The sequence below is a fragment of the Solwaraspora sp. WMMA2080 genome (genome assembly GCF_027497395.1).
GTDB lineage: Bacteria > Actinomycetota > Actinomycetes > Mycobacteriales > Micromonosporaceae > Micromonospora_E.
In genome coordinates this window covers 2866771-2882769 of sequence record NZ_CP114910.1, presented here as the reverse complement: position 1 = coordinate 2882769, position 15999 = coordinate 2866771, and the positions used below count along the sequence as shown (strand labels likewise).

14 protein-coding genes are annotated in these 15999 nt (G+C 71.8%); 10 read left to right on the top strand and 4 right to left on the bottom strand.

Translation table 11 applies throughout. The features are described 5' to 3' along the window. Positions 1-167: 167 nt before the first annotated feature. Together O7543_RS13005 and ctaD are read left to right on the top strand one after the other, a co-directional pair. The gene (locus O7543_RS13005; RefSeq protein ID WP_281553582.1) at positions 168-1283 is read left to right on the top strand and encodes an FAD-dependent monooxygenase; all 1116 of its coding nucleotides are present in this window, start codon (positions 168-170) and stop codon (positions 1281-1283) included. Between the two features lie 166 nt (positions 1284-1449). After that, a complete protein-coding gene (gene ctaD, locus O7543_RS13000) occupies positions 1450-3210 on the top strand; it encodes a cytochrome c oxidase subunit I (protein WP_281553583.1) in 1761 nt (586 codons plus the stop codon). Positions 3211-3239: 29 nt separating this feature from the next. Here the strand turns inward: ctaD and O7543_RS12995 are convergent, their stop codons facing one another. The 4 genes from O7543_RS12995 to O7543_RS12980 all read right to left on the bottom strand — a co-directional run bounded on the left by O7543_RS12995 (position 3240) and on the right by O7543_RS12980 (position 9218). After that, positions 3240-4493, bottom strand: a complete 1254-nt coding sequence (locus O7543_RS12995) for an MFS transporter (protein ID WP_281553584.1) — start codon at positions 4491-4493, stop codon at positions 3240-3242. Positions 4494-4615: 122 nt separating this feature from the next. Continuing rightward, positions 4616-5200: a nicotinamidase gene (locus O7543_RS12990; RefSeq protein ID WP_281553585.1), complete on the bottom strand. Its 585-nt coding sequence runs from the start codon at positions 5198-5200 to the stop codon at positions 4616-4618. Between the two features lie 68 nt (positions 5201-5268). Continuing rightward, positions 5269-6558 carry a nicotinate phosphoribosyltransferase gene (locus O7543_RS12985; RefSeq protein ID WP_281553586.1) on the bottom strand — a complete coding sequence of 430 codons (1290 nt, stop codon included), beginning with the start codon at positions 6556-6558 and terminating at the stop codon, positions 5269-5271. Beyond that, positions 6555-9218, bottom strand: a complete 2664-nt coding sequence (locus O7543_RS12980) for a LuxR family transcriptional regulator (RefSeq protein WP_281567406.1) — start codon at positions 9216-9218, stop codon at positions 6555-6557. Before O7543_RS12980 ends, O7543_RS12985 begins: the two co-directional genes overlap by 4 nt. Before the next feature lie 289 nt (positions 9219-9507). Between O7543_RS12980 and O7543_RS12975 the strand changes: the two genes are divergently transcribed. From O7543_RS12975 to O7543_RS12940, 8 genes are all read left to right on the top strand, one after another. Then, a complete protein-coding gene (locus O7543_RS12975) occupies positions 9508-10944 on the top strand; it encodes a hypothetical protein (RefSeq protein WP_281553588.1) in 1437 nt (478 codons plus the stop codon). 49 nt (positions 10945-10993) lie between these two features. Further along, a complete protein-coding gene (gene clpS, locus O7543_RS12970) occupies positions 10994-11284 on the top strand; it encodes an ATP-dependent Clp protease adapter ClpS (RefSeq protein ID WP_281553589.1) in 291 nt (96 codons plus the stop codon). Then, positions 11281-11790, top strand: a complete 510-nt coding sequence (locus tag O7543_RS12965) for a DUF2017 domain-containing protein (protein WP_281553590.1) — start codon at positions 11281-11283, stop codon at positions 11788-11790. Before clpS ends, O7543_RS12965 begins: the two co-directional genes overlap by 4 nt. Positions 11791-11892: 102 nt before the next feature. Next, positions 11893-12384 carry a M67 family metallopeptidase gene (locus O7543_RS12960; RefSeq protein ID WP_278167444.1) on the top strand — a complete coding sequence of 164 codons (492 nt, stop codon included), beginning with the start codon at positions 11893-11895 and terminating at the stop codon, positions 12382-12384. A 60-nt stretch (positions 12385-12444) separates the two neighbouring features. Next, positions 12445-12765, top strand: a complete 321-nt coding sequence (locus tag O7543_RS12955; protein ID WP_281553591.1) for a MoaD/ThiS family protein — start codon at positions 12445-12447, stop codon at positions 12763-12765. A gap of 10 nt (positions 12766-12775) precedes the next feature. Then, positions 12776-13741, top strand: coding sequence for a pyridoxal-phosphate dependent enzyme (locus O7543_RS12950; RefSeq protein ID WP_281553592.1), 966 nt, complete (start codon positions 12776-12778; stop codon positions 13739-13741). A gap of 260 nt (positions 13742-14001) precedes the next feature. Next, on the top strand, positions 14002-14748 hold the full coding sequence (locus tag O7543_RS12945) for an MBL fold metallo-hydrolase (RefSeq protein WP_281553593.1): 747 nt from the start codon (positions 14002-14004) through the stop codon (positions 14746-14748). A gap of 98 nt (positions 14749-14846) precedes the next feature. After that, the gene (locus O7543_RS12940) at positions 14847-15992 is read left to right on the top strand and encodes a glycosyltransferase family 1 protein (RefSeq protein WP_281553594.1); all 1146 of its coding nucleotides are present in this window, start codon (positions 14847-14849) and stop codon (positions 15990-15992) included. The last annotated feature ends 7 nt before the right edge of the window (positions 15993-15999 follow it).

Here is a 15999-nt window from a genome sequence, read left to right as displayed (position 1 = left end):
GGCACCGGTAAGCCGTTAAGATTTCCACCAATGGATGTTGCCTGGCGCCGTGGCGGGTGGCATTCGCGTGGAGCGAACAGGGTGGGATGGGCCTACCGCGGGCAGCGTTGCTGGCAGTAGTCTCTTGGCTTCAATGAGTGTCTATTCCCCCGGAGGCGGCGCGGACCATGGCTCAACCACCCGTGCGCGTGCTCATCGTCGGTGCCAGCGTCGCCGGGCTGGCCGTCGCCCGAGCACTGCGGCTGGCCGGCATTCGGCCCGAGCTGGTGGAGAAGCTGGCACCGACTGTCGTCGCCGGTGCCGGGATCTTCCTACCCGGCAATGCCATCCGCGCGCTGCGTGAGCTCGGGCTGGACAATCCGTTGCGTCCGCTCGGCGCGGTGATCCGGCGGCAGCGATTCCTCGACGCCACCGGAGCCGAGCTGTGCTCGGTCGATCTGGAACAGCTGTGGCAGGGGGTCGGGCAGTGCCGGGCGCTGCCCCGCGCGGACCTGCACCAGGTGCTGCTCACCGGCGCCGGCGGGGAGGTGCGGTACCACACCGAGGTGTGCGACGTGGAGGTCGGTGACGAGACCACCAAGGTCGCCTTCGGTGATGGCTCCTACGCCGAGTACGACCTGATCGTCGGCGCGGACGGGCGCCGGTCTGCGGTCCGTCGACTCGCCGAGATCGGCGGCGCGCCGCACCCGGTCGGCCAGATCGCCTATCGCAGCGTGGTCAGTGGCGGTCCGGAGATCACCGAGTGGACGGCACTGCTCGGGCAACGGTCCGGCATCGCGCTCGCCCCGATGGGCTACGGCCGGGTCTACCTCTACGCCGACGAGCCGTTGCCGGCCGGCTCCGCCCCGCCCGCCGACCCGTTGGTCCGGCTCCGCCAGCTCCTCGGCGACTACGGTGGGCCGGTGCGAGCGGTCCTCGACGCGGTGGAGAAGGTGCAGGTGGCCGTCACCGACGAGGTGGAGCTGAGCGGCTGGTCCCGGGGCAACGTGGTGCTCGTCGGGGACGCCGCCCACGCGACCGCGCCGACGCTGTCCCAAGGGGCGGCGATGGCGTTCGAGGACGCGCTGGTCCTGGCCGAGGAGCTGCGTGCCGCGCCGTCGGTCGTCGAGGCGCTCGCCAGGTACGAGAGCCGGCGTCGGCCGCGTACCCAGTGGGTCCTGGACCGGACCCGGGACCGGGACCGGACCCGCGACGTCGCCCCGGCCCTGCGCGACCCGGTGCTGCGCGCCAAGGGCGGCACGATCTTCCAGGAGCACTACCGGTTGCTCGTCGACCCGGTGTGACTCGACCCGGTGTGACTCGACCCGGTGTGAACCGCCCGGCGGCCCGCAGCCGTCCGGGCACCCGGCGTGCGGACCGGCGGTGAACGGGGACTATCCTGCCTGCGAGGCACGGCCAGCGGATCATCAACCCGGGCGCCGTGGGATTGACGAGAACCGGAGGCCATTCGTGACCACCGTCGCACCGAAGCCGATCGCCAGCCGGCCCTTCCCGGTCCGCAGGCCGGTCCGCGGCTCGGCCATGGCGCGGCTGCTGCGCACGACCGACGCGAAGCAGATCGGGATCATGTACATGATCACCGCCTTCGCGTTCTTCATGATCGGTGGCCTGATGGCCCTGATCATGCGTGCGGAGCTGGCCCAGCCGGGGATGCAGTTCCTCTCCCCGGAGCAGTACAACCAGCTGTTCACCATGCACGGCACGATCATGCTGTTGTTCTTCGCGACGCCGATCGTGTTCGCCTTCGCCAACTACGTTACGCCGATCCAGATCGGTGCGCCGGACGTTTCCTTTCCCCGGCTGAACAGCTTCGCCTACTGGCTGTACCTGTTCGGTGGCACCTTGGCGATGGGTGGCTTCCTCACCCCGGGCGGCGCCGCCGACTTCGGCTGGTTCGCGTACACCCCGCTGAGCAGCGTCGAACACTCCCCGGGCGTCGGCGCCAACATGTGGATCGTCGGACTGGCGATCTCCGGTCTGGGTACCATCCTCGGCGCGGTCAACATGATCACCACGATCCTGACCCTGCGCGCGCCGGGCATGACCATGTTCCGGATGCCGATCTTCACCTGGAACATCCTGGTCACCAGCCTCCTGGTGATCATGGTCTTCCCGCTGCTGGCCGCCGCGCTGTTCGCGCTCGCCGCCGACCGGATGCTCGGTGCCCACGTGTACGCGCCGGAGACCGGTGGGCCACTGCTGTGGCAGCACCTCTTCTGGTTCTTCGGCCACCCCGAGGTGTACATCGTCGCGCTGCCGTTCTTCGGTATCATCAGCGAGATCATCCCGGTCTTCGCCCGCAAGCCGATCTTCGGCTACAAGGGCCTGGTGGCCGCGACGATCGCGATCGCCGCGCTGTCGATGAGCGTCTGGGCGCACCACATGTTCGCCACCGGCGCGGTGCTGCTGCCCTTCTTCAGTTTCCTGAGCTTCCTGATCGCCGTGCCGACCGGCATGAAGTTCTTCAACTGGATCGGTACCCTGTGGCGGGGGCAGATCAGCTTCGAGACGCCGATGCTCTGGTCGATCGGCTTCCTGGTCACCTTCCTCTTCGGCGGGTTGTCGGGTGTGCTGCTGGCCAGCCCGCCGATTGACTTTCACGTCTCGGACTCGTACTTCGTCGTCGCCCACTTCCACTACGTGCTGTTCGGCACGATCGTGTTCGCGGTGTTCGCCGGCATCTATTTCTGGTTCCCGAAGTTCACCGGACGGATGCTCGACGAGCGGCTGGGCCGGGTGCACTTCTGGCTGACCTTCGTCGGCTTCCACACCACCTTCCTGGTGCAGCACTGGCTCGGTGCCGAAGGCTTCCCCCGCCGGTACGCCGACTACCAGGCGATCGACGGCTGGACCACGCTGAACATGATCTCCACGGTCGGCTCGTTCGTCACCGGCATCTCCACCCTGCCGTTCCTGTACAACGTGTGGAAGTCGTACAAGACCGGACCGCTGGTCGAGGTCGACGACCCGTGGGGGCACGGGAACTCGCTGGAGTGGGCGACCAGCTGCCCGCCGCCGCTACGCAACTTCGACCGGATGCCCCGGATTCGCTCTGAGCGGCCGGCGTTCGACCTCAAGTTCCCGGAGCTGGCCGCCGGACACCACTCGGTCGCCGGGCCACCGGAGGGCGGTGCCAAGCCGTTGACCAGCGAGTCGGACGGCGGCGCCACGTACCAGGAGGACACCGCCAGCAACGTCGACCGGCGCTGACCCACCGGCTGGCACTACCCACGATCGGTCTACGACGCGGCCCCGGGCGCATTCCGCCCGGGGCCGCGTCGTGCCTCTGGGAGCCCGTCACCGCAGGCCGGCACCCGGTCCAGCATCGCCCGGCGGCGCAACTGCATGGCGACCATCGGCAGTGCCAGCAGCAGCCCCGCCGCGCCGATTGCCACGAAACCCCACGTCGGCGTACTGGCGTCGATCACCGCACCGGTCAGCGGCGCCCCGACGGCCATGCCCACGGTCATTGCCGAACCATGCAGGCCCATCGCCTCGCCGCGTACCGCCGCCGGGGCCAGCCGGGCGACCGCGTCGGACGTGGCGGCGATCGTCGGCGCGCAGAGCAGCCCGGCCGGGGCCAAGGCCAGCCCCAGCGTCCACCAGTTCCCGGCCCCGAGCCCGACCGGGACCGTGGCGGCGGCCAGCGCGACCATCAACCCGACCGGCGGCACCGCACGCCGGGTCGCTCCGTAGGCGAACCCGCCAACCAGTGAGTAGGCCCCCCAGCCGGCGAGCACGACGCTGGTCCAGACCAACTGGTCGCTCTCCCGCAGCGCGGAGATCAACGCCACGTCGGTGCCACCGAGCACCAGCGTCGACGCCGTGCCGACCGCGAGGACCCCGAGCAACTGCGGGGTCAGCCAGTCCCGGCGGGTGATCCGGACGCCCGCTCGGTCAGCTTCCTCGTGCCGGGCGCGGATCGGCGGGTCGACGACGAACAGCGCCAGCCCGGCGGCGACCAGGCCGGCGCCGACCGCGACCATCGCGATCCGGGGGGAGACCGCGGTGGCGAGCAGCACCGCGAGGGCCGGGCCGACCATGAAGGAAAGCTCGACCGACATCGAATCCAGGGCGTACGCCGGACGGCGCTGTTCCGCCGGGACCAGTGCGGCCAGCGACTGCCGGATCACCGAGAACACCGGCAGGCTGAGCAGGCCGGCGACGACCGCCGCGACCAGCAACGCGGGGTACGGCAGCGCCTGCGCCACGGCCCAGAAGACGCCCTGGGCGGCGGCCGAGACGGCCAGCACCGGACGTAGTCCACGCCGGTCGACCAGCCGGCCCAGCACCGGTGCGCCGATCGCGGCCCCGACGGTCAACGCGGTACCGGCCAGACCAGCCGCGCCGTACCCCCGGCCCTGGTCCAGCACGACGTACAGGGTCAGCGCCACTCCGGCGGCGGTGTTCGGCATCCGGGCCAGCACCGACAGGGCGAGCAGCCGGGCCACACCGGGCAGCGCGAGCGCCTGCCGGTAAGGAGTCAGGTTCATCAGTCGGTGTTACCTCCGGCCGGCATCATGCCCGCCGGGTACGACGCCGGCCAGCCGATATCCGCGCCGGCCAGCCCGACCTGCGGTCCGGCCCCGGCCGGCGCGGTCAGGCCGGTGGCCGGTCAGGCCGGGCGCAGTACCGGGGAGCCGGTCAACGTCACCCCGGCGGCCCGCATCGCGTCCATCGCCACCTCGGTGGTGTCCCGGGCCACCCCGGCGGTCAGGTCGAGCAGTACGGTGGTGTCGAAGCCGGCCCGAGCGGCGTCCAGCGCGGTCGCCCGTACACAGTGGTCGGTGGCGATGCCGACCACATCGACCCCGGTGATCCCGCGTTCCCGCAGCCAGTCGGCCAGGCCGATGCCGTCGTCGCTGTGGCCCTCGAAGCCCGAGTACGCCGCCGCGTGCCGGCCCTTGCGGAAGACCGCCTCGATCCGGTCGACGGCCAGCCCGGGATGGAACTCCTCCCCGCCGGTGCCCACCACACAGTGCGCCGGCCAGGTGTCGACGAAGTCCGGCGGGTCGCCGAAGTGCGCGCCGGGATCGACGTGGTAGTCCTTGGTCGCCACCACGTGCCGCCACCGCCGCTGCGGCGCCTCGGCGACGCTCCGGGAGATCGCCGCCGCCACGTCGGTGCCGCCGCCCACCGCGAGCGAGCCGCCTTCGCAGAAGTCGTTCTGTACGTCAACGATGATCAGTGCCCGGTGCATGGTCGTCGTCCTCCTGCTGCTGGCTCCTGAACGGTCGGTCACCGGTCGCGCCGGTCGCGGCCCGGCGGTCACTGCTCGGCTGGCACGACGGTCACCGGGATGGTCGGGTCACCGGCGGACAGCTTCAGCCCTTCCCACGGTATCGAGATCAGGCAGTGGCGCAGGTGCTCACGGGACTCGGCGATGGTCGGCCGGGCCAGTGGCTCGCCTGCGGCGACAAAGGACCGTTGCAGCACCCGGTCGCCGTTGGACCGGTCCGGCACCCCCTGCGAGACGACGATCTCCTCGGTGGCGGTGCCGGTCGGCTTGTGCCGGCGTACCGCCACCTTGCGGCCCCCGACGGTGGCCTTGTTCTCGGAGCGCTTGACCACCGGCCGGCCGTCGACCTCGACCAGCTTGTAGACCAGCCGGGCGGTCGGCGCGCCGGAGCCGGTCACCACGGCGGTGCCGGCACCGTACATGTCGACCGGCTCGGCGGCGAGCGAGGCGATCGCGTACTCGTCGAGATCACCGGAGACTATGATCTTGGTCTCGGTGGCGCCGAGCGAGTCGAGCAGCTCCCGGGACTGTTGCGCCAGGACCGACAGGTCGCCGGAGTCGATCCGGATCGCTCGCAGGTCCGGCCCGGCGACCTCGATCGCGTTGCGGATGCCCTGGCTGATGCTGTAGGTGTCGACCAGCAGCGTGGTGTCCCGTCCGAGCGAGGCCACCTGGGACGCGAACGCGGCCCGTTCGTCGTCGTGCAACAGGGTGAACGCGTGCGCCGAGGTGCCCGCCGTCGGGATGCCGTACCGGGCACCCGCAGCCAGGTTGGACGTCGCCGCGAAACCTGCCAGGTACGCGGCCCGGGCAGCCGCCACCGCCGCCTCCTCGTGGGTGCGCCGCGAGCCCATCTCGATCACCGGTCGGCCACGGGCCGCGGTCACCGCCCGCGCCGCCGCCGCCGCGATCGCGCAGTCGTGGTTCAGCACCGACAGCACCAGAGTCTCCAGCAGGACGCACTCGGCGAACGTGCCGGAGACGGTGAGGATCGGCGAGTTCGGGAAGAACAACTCACCCTCGGCGTACCCGTCGACGTCCCCGGTGAACCGGTAGTCGGCCAGCCACTGTGCGGTGTCGGCGTCGACCACCGCACGGTCGCGCAGGTGGCGGATGGTCTGCGCATCGAAGCGGAAGTCCCGGATCAGGTCGACCAGCCGACCCGTGCCGGCGACCACACCGTACCGGCGACCGGTCGGCAGCCGCCGGGCGAAGACCTCGAACACACAGTGCCGGTGGGCGCTGCCGTCGGCCAACGCGGCGGCGAGCATGGTCAGCTCGTAGTGGTCGGTCAGCAGAGCGGGGCTGGAGCTGGTCACCCGGTTACTGTACGGCCGCCCGGCGGGTGCGGCCCGGCCCGGCCGGGCCCGGTGGCCCCCGGCTCGTCGGGCAGGGCGCGCAGCGCCTCGGTCAGCTCGGCACGCCCGGTCACGCCGAGCTTGCCGTACGCCCGTTGCAGGTGGTTCTCCACGGTGCGGGGCGACAGGAACAACCGTCGCGCGATCTCCCGGCTGGCCACGCCGGCCGCCGCCAGCTTCGCCACCTGGTGCTCCCGCTCGGTCAGGTTGGGCTGACCGGCCAGCAACGCCGGGGTACGCACGTCGACGCACTGGCCGAGCGACCGGCCCAGCAGCACGTTGGTCTGTCCGGTCACCGGCGACCGGGCCAGTCGCTGCCGGCGTACCGCCATCGCGGCCGACTCGGCGGCGAACAGGTGCAGCCCGAGGCCGGCGAAGCCGCTGGCGGCGCGCAGCAGGGCACCGTACGGTCCGTTGGCGGCGCCCTGCGCCTGGCGCAGGACCAGCGGCGGCAGCGGCCCCTCGACCACCTTGGCGAGCTCGGTCAGCCGGTCCACCGCCAGGTCGGCCCGGTCCAGCCGGACCAGGTCGTGCAGCACCATCACCTCGTGGCCGGCGAGCCCGTCGGTCCGCAGCCGGTCCGCCAGCTCCCGCAGCATCTCCACTGCGCCGGTGACGTCTCCCTCGGCGACCGTCACCCAGCAGCGCGCCTGCTCCCGCCACGGATACAGGATCGCCATCCCGGGCGTCTGCGCCCGGTCCGAGTCGGCCATCGCTGCGGCGGCCTGGGCCGCCTCGCCACGCAGGGCAGCCGCGTGTGCGCGCTCGGCGTGGGCCAGCCCGGCGTACACCCGGCCGGTGGCCAGCGTCGCGCACGCCTGCAGGCTGTGTCGCAGCGCGTCGTCGAGCCGGCCGCGCAGCCGGGCGGCCTGCGCGCGGACCACCGACAGGTAGCCGGACCCGAGCCGGAAGTCGCCGGCGTCGGCCAGGTCAGCGAACTCCTCGGCGACGATCGCCTCGATCCCGGGCAGGTCGCCGGCGAGCACCAGCCGGGTGCCGCGGCCGAGCTCCAGCGCCAGCTGAAGGTAGGGAAGTTCGGTACGCCAGTGCGCAGCGTCGGCCTCGACCCGGGCGATGGCCCGGCCGCTGCCGGTCAGGTCGCCCTGCGCGGCCTGCAGGTGGGCAATGGTGCACTGGGCCAGCCCGTGGGCGGCGTGACTGGCCGCCGGCCGGTCGAGTACGGCGCGGGCCAGCCGCAGCGCGGCGTCACACTCCAGCCGGTGCAACCGCATGATCGCCTCGAACGAGTCGACCCGGACCCGGTCGGCCGGGTCGGTCAGCTCGCGGGCACCGGCCGACAGGTCCTCCAGCGTCGACTCGTTACCGAGCCCCCAGTAGGCGACCAGCCCGAGCACCATCAACCAGCGACTGCGTCGTTCGTCGGTGGTGACCTCGTCGCGGACCGCCTCGATGGTGGCCAGGGCCCGCTCGGGCTCGTCGCGGAACATCAGGATGGTCGCCCTCAGCTCGGCGGCGTCGAACCCACCGCCGACGTCGAACGCCCGGGCGGCCAGCCGGTCGGCCAGTGGGATGTCGTACCCGGTGAACGCCCGGCCGGCCGCGTCGAGCAGCACCGCCGGGTCGTCGGCGGTGTTCGACTCGAGTCGCCAGACGGCGACCCTCAGCAGGTCCTCCCGGCGCCGTGCCCCGGCCTGCTCCACGAGCGAGGCGAGCTGCGCCTGCAGCCGCTGCGCCCGGGTGACCGGGCACCGGCGGCGCACCACCTCGCCGTACAGCGGATGGGCCATGTGCACGTCCTGCCGGCGGTCGTCGATGTCGACCCGGATCAGCCCGCGTTCCTCGGCGGCCTCCACGTCGGCGTGCCGGCTGGTCCGCAGCAGCAGTCGCAGCCCGATCGGCTGGCCGAACGCCACCAGCTCGACGACACCGCGAACCGGCGGGCTGAGCTGGCCGATCCGGGTGTCGATCAGGTCGGTCAGGCTCGGTGCCAGCTCCAGCCGGCCGGTCCACCGCCACACCCCGTACGTCTGGGTCAGCTCCTGCCCGGACTGGGCCGCGATGACGAGCTCCCGCAGCAGCAGTGGGTTTCCTTCGGACAGCCGCCACAGCCGTTCGGCCGATGTGGGATCCAGCGGCCCACCGAGCAGCTCCATCAGCAGGCCGGTGCTGTCGACGACGTCCAGCGGCGACAACTCGTCGTGCACCACGAGATCGTCAGCCCACAGTGCCCGGATCGGCAGCGGCACTGGCTCACCGCTGCGGAGCGTACCCAGCACAGTGGCCTGACCGGAGCGGGCGATCAGGTTCGTCACCGCCGCCGACGAGGGATCGAGCAGATGCGCATCGTCGATGGCGAGCACGATAGGCCGGCCGGCGGCCCGTTGCCGCAGCGACTCGACGGCCCAACGCAGCAGCGCCGACGGGGACAACCCGGGTGGCTGGTCCGCCGGGAGGACCTGGGCGAGGCCGGCGAACGGCAGGCCGGCGGCGCTGACGCTGCCCGAGGCGGACCAGACCGCGTAGGTATCGGTCGGCAGTCGACTGACGACTTCCCGGAGCAGCCGGCTCTTGCCGATTCCGGCGGAGCCACTGAGGATCAGGCCGCGACCGCCGTCGGTGGCTGCGGCGAACAGCCGGTCGAGCTCTTCGGACCGTCCCACGAAGCTCCACAGGCCCATGGCAGGGGAGCATATAGAACAGTTGCCGAGGGGGAAGGGCGCGGCCGGTTCGCAGTTGAGTATGAAGTGTTCGATCAGTTGAGTAACGGTGGTCGTCACTGCGTAAGTGATTGTGCACGTAGCGTCGGTGTACTGGTATTTCGTGGCGATGACGCCCGAAGGAGCTCAGCTTGTGGAGTCTGTGACAGTACCGTCGAATCGCCTGGCTATCCGCTCCGCTGCCCGCGTGCCCCGGCAGCGCAGGCGGCCGCGCCGCCCGGGTGACCTGGCCGTGGACCTGCCGATGGCCGCCCCGGTGCCATCGCCGTCCCCGGCTGACGAACCGGTCGCGGCCGTCGTGGTCGGAGCCGCCGCCAACAGCCGCCGGGCCGTGCTGACCGCGTTTCTCGACGGTGAATCGTCGCCGGACCTCCGGCCGCCCGAGAGTTTCCTGGTCATCCGGCACGGGACGGTCGAGCGGACCGCGGCATACCTGCCGGGCTGGTCGCAGCCGTGGATCGTCCCGGCGCGGTCGGCGCGGTCCGGTGCCGGGCTTGCCCTGCCCCGTCCACCGCGCAGGGTCGAGGTGAGCCGGCCGGACGCCTCGCTGCGCCGGCTCAGCCTGGTCGATTCGCCCGACCTGGAGACGCTCCGGTCGGCCGGCGCGACGGTGCTGCTCGACGCTGCGGTACGCGGCGGCGCGCTGGTTTTCGTGGTTGGTGCCGGGCCGCCGCCCGGGCAGGTCGAACACGAACTGCTGCGCCGGGCGCTGCGCGCCGGTGTCGCGGTGTTCGTTGCCATCACCGCGGCCGGCGTGCAGAGCGCGGGCGAGTCGTTCCAGCGGGCGGCGCTGCTGGCCGCCGTACCCGAGCTGGAACAGGCACCCTGGCATTCGGTCGACGCGGCAACCGGCGACGCGGCCTTTCTCCGCCGGGAGGTGACCGACTGGGCCGCCCGGGAGGCGCTGCACCGGGCCGGAGCCGGTCTGGCCGATCAGTTGGCGTACGACGAGCCGCCGCCGCTGCCGCCCGGTGGGCCGGCAGCCGACTGGTCCGAGCAGCTGGACCGGGTGGTGCGACGGATCGGCCAGCGGGTGCGGCACACCCTGGCGATCGAGTTGGCCAATCTGCACGTGGCCGCGGTACGCGAGCTGCTGTTCGGCAATGGACCGGCCGGGATACCCGGCTTCCTGGACCGCGAGTTCCTGGCCCTGTCGTTGCATGCCGGCGCGGCCTGCGCCGTCGGCGTGGACGACGCGGTGGACGAGGTGGTCGAGCAGGTGTTCGGGGTCGATCCGGCGCAGCGGCTCGGTCCGCTGCTGCGTGAGCAGCTCCGCCGCCGGGTGCTCGGGGATCCACCCACGGCGGTCGCGGAAGGACTTCTGACGACCGCTGCGGGCCAGTGCGAGCCGGTCCCGTCCACCGCAGCCGGGCCGTCCCCCGTCACCGGGCCGTCCCCCGTGGTGGTGGACGTCTTCGCGGGGTACCCGGCGCAGCGGTCCCGGTGCACCGTGCCGCCGATCGGCGTCGCGCTCGCCGCCGACTGCTGGCATCCGCGCGGTGGGCCGACCGGGATGGCACCGGACCAGGCCCGGTCCTGGATCCAGCAGGCGCTGCGGGCGGTGGAGATCGCGCTGTCCCAGGAGATCGCGTTGCGGTTCGCCGCGGTACGGCGTGGCCTGGCCAACCTGCTGGCTGATGCGATCGACAGTGGCGACGCGCCGGGCTGACCGTGGTGGGCGTTGTCCGCCCCGGCCCCGCCGGTGGCACGATGGGGGAATGGCGGCTCTCCAGGTTGCTCCGGTCGAGACGCCGGACATGGTCGAGATGCCAGGTGACGAACGCCTGTGGGTGACCATCGTCTGGGACGATCCGGTCAACCTGATGACGTACGTGACCTGGGTTTTTCAGAAGCTGTTCGGGTACAGCCAGGCCAAGGCCGAGGAGTTGATGCTCGACGTGCACAACAAGGGCCGGGCGGTGGTGTCCAGCGGGCCCCGTGAGCGGATGGAGCTCGACGCGTCCCGGCTGCACGCCTACGGGCTCTGGGCGACGGTCGATCGGGCATGAGCATGTTTCGGCGCCGCAACGGGCGCATCGTCGCGGTCTTCTCACCCGATGAGGTACGGGTGCTGCGTAAGGTCGCCGGTGAGGTGGTGGGTTTGCTCACCGACGGATTCGAACGGGACGACCCGGTGGTCGACCGGCTCTTTCCGGACACCTACCGGGACGATCCGGCGAGCTCGGCGGAGCTGCGGCGGTACACCGAGAGCGACCTCAAGACGGCAAAGATCGACCAGGCGGGCGCGGTGCTCGCCGCGTTGCCGGCCGACGCCGACGACACGGGCGCGGAGGTCCGCCTGGACGGCGAGGCGGCCGAGGCGTGGCTGCGCGCGATCAACGACGCCCGGCTGGCGATGGGCGTCCGGTTGCAGGTGCGGGCCGACACCGATCTCGGCGCCGAGCTGGCGGCGGCCGAGCGGGACGACCCGTCGTCGAGCCGGCTGTTCCAGCTGTCGGTCTACGCCTATCTGGGCTATTTGCAGGAGTCCCTGCTCGGCGCGTTGCTCGACTAGCGCCGAGCAACGCGCCGACCAGTGTCGAGCAGTGTCGAGCAGCGTGACGACCGCCACGGGCCGGCCGGGCCGGAGAAGCGGAGAAGGCGGTAGGCTGGAGTCGTGCTGAGCATCGACCGGTCGATCATCGACGCGATCGTCGCCCATGCCCGCCGGGACCACCCCGACGAGGCGTGCGGCGTCGTCGCCGGACCGGCCGGCTCGGACACGCCGACCCGGCACATCCCGATGCAGAACGCGGCCCGCTCGATGACGTTCTACGAGTTCGACTCGATGGAGCAGTTGCATCTGTGGCGGGAGATGGACGACCGGGACGAGGAGCCGGTGGTGATCTACCACTCGCACACCGCGACCGAGGCGTACCCGTCCCGCACCGACGCGGCGATCGCCGGCTGGCCCGAGGCCCACTACCTGCTGGTCTCCACCCGTGACCCGGAGGTCACCGAGATCCGGTCGTTCCGCATCGTGGACGAGGTGGTGACCGAGGAGCCGGTCAATCTCATTGACGCCGGTGTCGACCCGCACGCGGTGCAGTCGTACCTGTTCGGGCAGACCCCGACCACGGTCGACTACGAGTGTTCGTCCGGCCGCTGACCCTGGCGCCGTACCGCACCGCAGTCTGGTCCGACCTACCGTTGCAATAGGAGCACGTCAATGTCTATCGAAGTTCGCGTCCCCACCATCCTGCGCAGCTACACCGGCGGCGCCAAGGTCGTCGAAGGCAACGGGGACACCCTCGCCGCCCTGCTGGACGACCTCGACGCCAAGCACTCCGGCCTGCGTGGCCGGCTGATCACCGACGAGGGCAACCTGCACCGGTTCGTCAACATCTACGTCAACGACGAGGACGTCCGGTTCCTCGGTGCGCTCGAGGCCAAGGTCGCCGACGGGGACACCGTGACGATCCTGCCCGCGGTGGCCGGCGGCGCGGGCGACGTCGTCGCCTTGGCCGCCGCCAACACCGTCAGCGGCTGAGCGGCCCGCCATGACGCGCTACGACAGCCTGCTCGACGCGTGTGGCGGCACCCCGCTGGTCGGCCTGCCCCGGCTCTCCCCGGTGGTGCCCGACGGGGCACCACCGGTACGGCTGTGGGCCAAGCTGGAGGACCGCAACCCGACCGGCAGTGTCAAGGACCGGGCGGCCATGTTCATGGTCCGCGCCGCCGAACGGGCCGGGCGGCTCCGGCCCGGCGACACCATCCTCGAACCGACCAGCGGCAACACCGGCATCTCACTCGCCATGGTGGCGAAGCTGCGCGGCTACCGGCTGGTCTGCGTCATGCCGGAGAACGTCTCCGCCGAACGGGTCCAACTGCTCCGGATGTACGGCGCCGAGATCATCTTCTCGCCGGCCGCCGGCGGCTCCAACCAGGCGGTGGCCACGGCCAAGCAGATCGCCGCCGAGCACCCCGACTGGGTGATGCTCTACCAGTACGGCAACAGCGGCAACGCCCAGGCCCACTACGAGACGACCGGGCCGGAGCTGCTGCGCGACCTGCCCACGGTCACCCACTTCGTCGCCGGGCTCGGCACCACCGGCACCCTGATGGGCACCGGGCGCTACCTGCGGGAGAAGGTCGACGGCATCGAGGTGGTCGCCGCCGAGCCCCGCTACGGCGAGCTGGTGTACGGGTTACGCAACATCGACGAGGGCTACGTGCCGGAGCTGTACGACGCGAACGTGCTCACCCGGCGGTTCTCGGTGGGTACCCGCGACGCGGTGCTGCGGACCCGGCAGTTGGTCGAGGTGGAAGGGCTCTTCGTCGGCTTCTCGACCGGTGCCGTACTGCACGCCGCGCTCGCCGTCGCGCACGAGGCGGTCAAGGCCGGCCGCCGTGCCGACGTGGCGTTCCTGGTCGCCGACGGCGGCTGGAAGTACCTCTCCACCGGTGCGTACGGCGGCACGCTGTCCGACGCCGAGGAAGCGTTGGATGGTCAGCTCTGGGCCTGAGCCACACCGGTCGGCATGGTCTGTGGCCTGGTGCTCCGGTGCAAATGATTGGTTGCGCTATGGGCGATCCTGGGGCGGGTTGTCGAAGTCGCTCCAGTTGTTCGCGCTTCGGTGTCACGTTGACGACAAGTTGCAGCGGATCTTTCATACCGCTGCTGGCTGCGGCGTAGGCTGCCGAGCGTGGCAGAGCCGCTGGTGGAGATCTTCGATGGTATGAGCGGCGCATCGCCGGTGTCTCACCGCGACCGTGGGAACAGTTGATGCGTCTGACCGTACTCGGCTGCGCCGGGAGTTTCCCCGGACCCGAGGCCGCCTGCTCGGCCTACCTGGTCGAGGCGGACGGGTTCCGCCTGCTCGTCGACTTCGGCTCGGGTTCGCTGTCCGCCCTGCAGCGGTACGCCGGCCTGCACGCGGTCGACGCGATCCTGCTCACCCACCTGCACTGTGACCACATGCTCGACGCCTGCACCTACGTGGTGGTGCGGCGCTACGCCCCGGACGGTCCGTACCCGCCGCTGCCGGTCTACGCCCCGGCCGGTGCGCCCGACCGGATCGCCACCGCGTACAACATCAGCGGCGAGCCGGTCGACGACGTCTACACCTTCTACGGCCTGCAACCCGGCAGCTTCCCGATCGGCCCGCTGCAGGTCACCGTCGACCGGGTCAACCACCCGGTGGAGACCTACGGGGTACGCGTGGAGCACGGCGACCGGGTGCTGACCTACTCGTCGGACACGGCACCCTGTGAGGCGCTGCTGCGGCTGGCCCAGGACGCGCACGTCTTCCTCTGCGAAGCCAGCTACCTCGACGGAGTGGACAATCCGCCGGACCTGCACCTGACCGGCCGCGAGGCGGGGGAGGCCGCGACCAAGGCGGGCGTCGGCCGGCTGCTGCTGACCCATCTGGTCACCGCCTGGGGCAGCGAGGCGTCGACGTTCGAGGCGGCGGCGTCGAGCTTCGACGGGCCGGTCGAGATCGTCCGGGCCGGTGCCCGTTACGAGGTCTGACCGGTCGACACCGGCCAACCGGTCTCTTGCCGCAGAGTTCGCCCGCTGGTCAACGCGGCGTAGCCTCGGCCACCCGCACGGGCGCGAACGTGACACCCATGCGCGTCGCGATCGTCACCGAGTCCTTCCCACCAGACCTCAACGGGGTGGCGCACTCCGTGGTTCGGGTCGCCGAACACCTGGTCGCACGCGGGCATGAACCGTTGGTCATCGCACCGGCACCGGCCGCCGCCGAGCGGGCGGAGGCCGGCACCCACCCGTACCCGGTGATCCGGGTGCCGAGCCTGCCGGTGCCGCTGTACCGAAGCTTCCGGCTCGGTCTGCCGAGCCGCCGGCTCACCGAGGTGCTGGCCGACCACACCCCGGACGTCGTACACCTGGCCAGCCCGTTCGTGCTCGGCGCGCGGGGACTGACGGTGGCCCGCCGGTTGCGGCTACCCACCCTGGCGGTCTACCAGACCGACGTGGCCGCCTACGCCCGCGCGTACCACCTGGGGTGGAGCGTGGCGACGGTCTGGCGCTGGCTGCGCGAGATCCACAACGCGGCGGACCGCACCCTGGCCCCCTCGACCGCCGCGGCCGCCGACCTGACCGCCAACGGCATCGACCGGGTACGCATCTGGGGCCGCGGCATCGACCCGGTCCGGTTCGACCCGGCTCACCGCTGCGAACGGACCCGCAGCGAGCTGGCCCCCGGCGGCGAGACGCTGGTCGGCTACGTCGGCCGGCTCGCCGCCGAGAAGCGGGTGGACCTGCTCGCCGAGACCAGCCGGCTGCCGGGCGTACGGGTCGTGGTGGTGGGTGACGGACCGGCCCGCAAGGAGCTGGAACGCGCCCTGCCGGCGGTCCGCTTCCTCGGTGCCCGGCACGGCCGTGACCTGGCCCGGCTGTACGCCAGCTTCGACGTCTTCGCCCACACCGGGCCGCACGAGACCTTCGGCCAGACCGTGCAGGAGGCGCAGGCCAGCGGCGTACCGGTGGTGGCGCCGGCCGCCGGCGGGCCGATGGACCTGGTCACGCCCGGGGTGACCGGGCTGCTGGTGCCACCCGGTGACCCGACGGCGCTCGCCGGGGCGGTCGCCGGGCTGGTCGCCGACCCGGCCCGGCGGGCCCGGTACGGCCGGGCCGCGCGGGCCGCGGTCGCCGGCCGCACCTGGGCGGCGATCGGCGACGAGTTGATCGAGCACTACCGCGCCGTGCTGGACGCACCCGGCGTCGTGGCCCGCCTGCCGGTCGCCGCCTGACCGGTCC

Bases quoted from the DNA above. Each gene is read 5' to 3' on its own strand.
- O7543_RS13005 (WP_281553582.1), top strand. From the start codon at position 168: ATGGCTCAACCACCCGTGCGCGTGCTCATCGTCGGTGCCAGCGTCGCC.
- O7543_RS12995 (WP_281553584.1), bottom strand. From the start codon at position 4,493: ATGAACCTGACTCCTTACCGGCAGGCGCTCGCGCTGCCCGGTGTGGCC.
- O7543_RS12990 (WP_281553585.1), bottom strand. From the start codon at position 5,200: ATGCACCGGGCACTGATCATCGTTGACGTACAGAACGACTTCTGCGAA.
- clpS (WP_281553589.1), top strand. From the start codon at position 10,994: ATGGCGGCTCTCCAGGTTGCTCCGGTCGAGACGCCGGACATGGTCGAG.
- O7543_RS12965 (WP_281553590.1), top strand. From the start codon at position 11,281: ATGAGCATGTTTCGGCGCCGCAACGGGCGCATCGTCGCGGTCTTCTCA.
- O7543_RS12955 (WP_281553591.1), top strand. From the start codon at position 12,445: ATGTCTATCGAAGTTCGCGTCCCCACCATCCTGCGCAGCTACACCGGC.
- O7543_RS12950 (WP_281553592.1), top strand. From the start codon at position 12,776: ATGACGCGCTACGACAGCCTGCTCGACGCGTGTGGCGGCACCCCGCTG.
- O7543_RS12945 (WP_281553593.1), top strand. From the start codon at position 14,002: ATGCGTCTGACCGTACTCGGCTGCGCCGGGAGTTTCCCCGGACCCGAG.
- O7543_RS12940 (WP_281553594.1), top strand. From the start codon at position 14,847: ATGCGCGTCGCGATCGTCACCGAGTCCTTCCCACCAGACCTCAACGGG.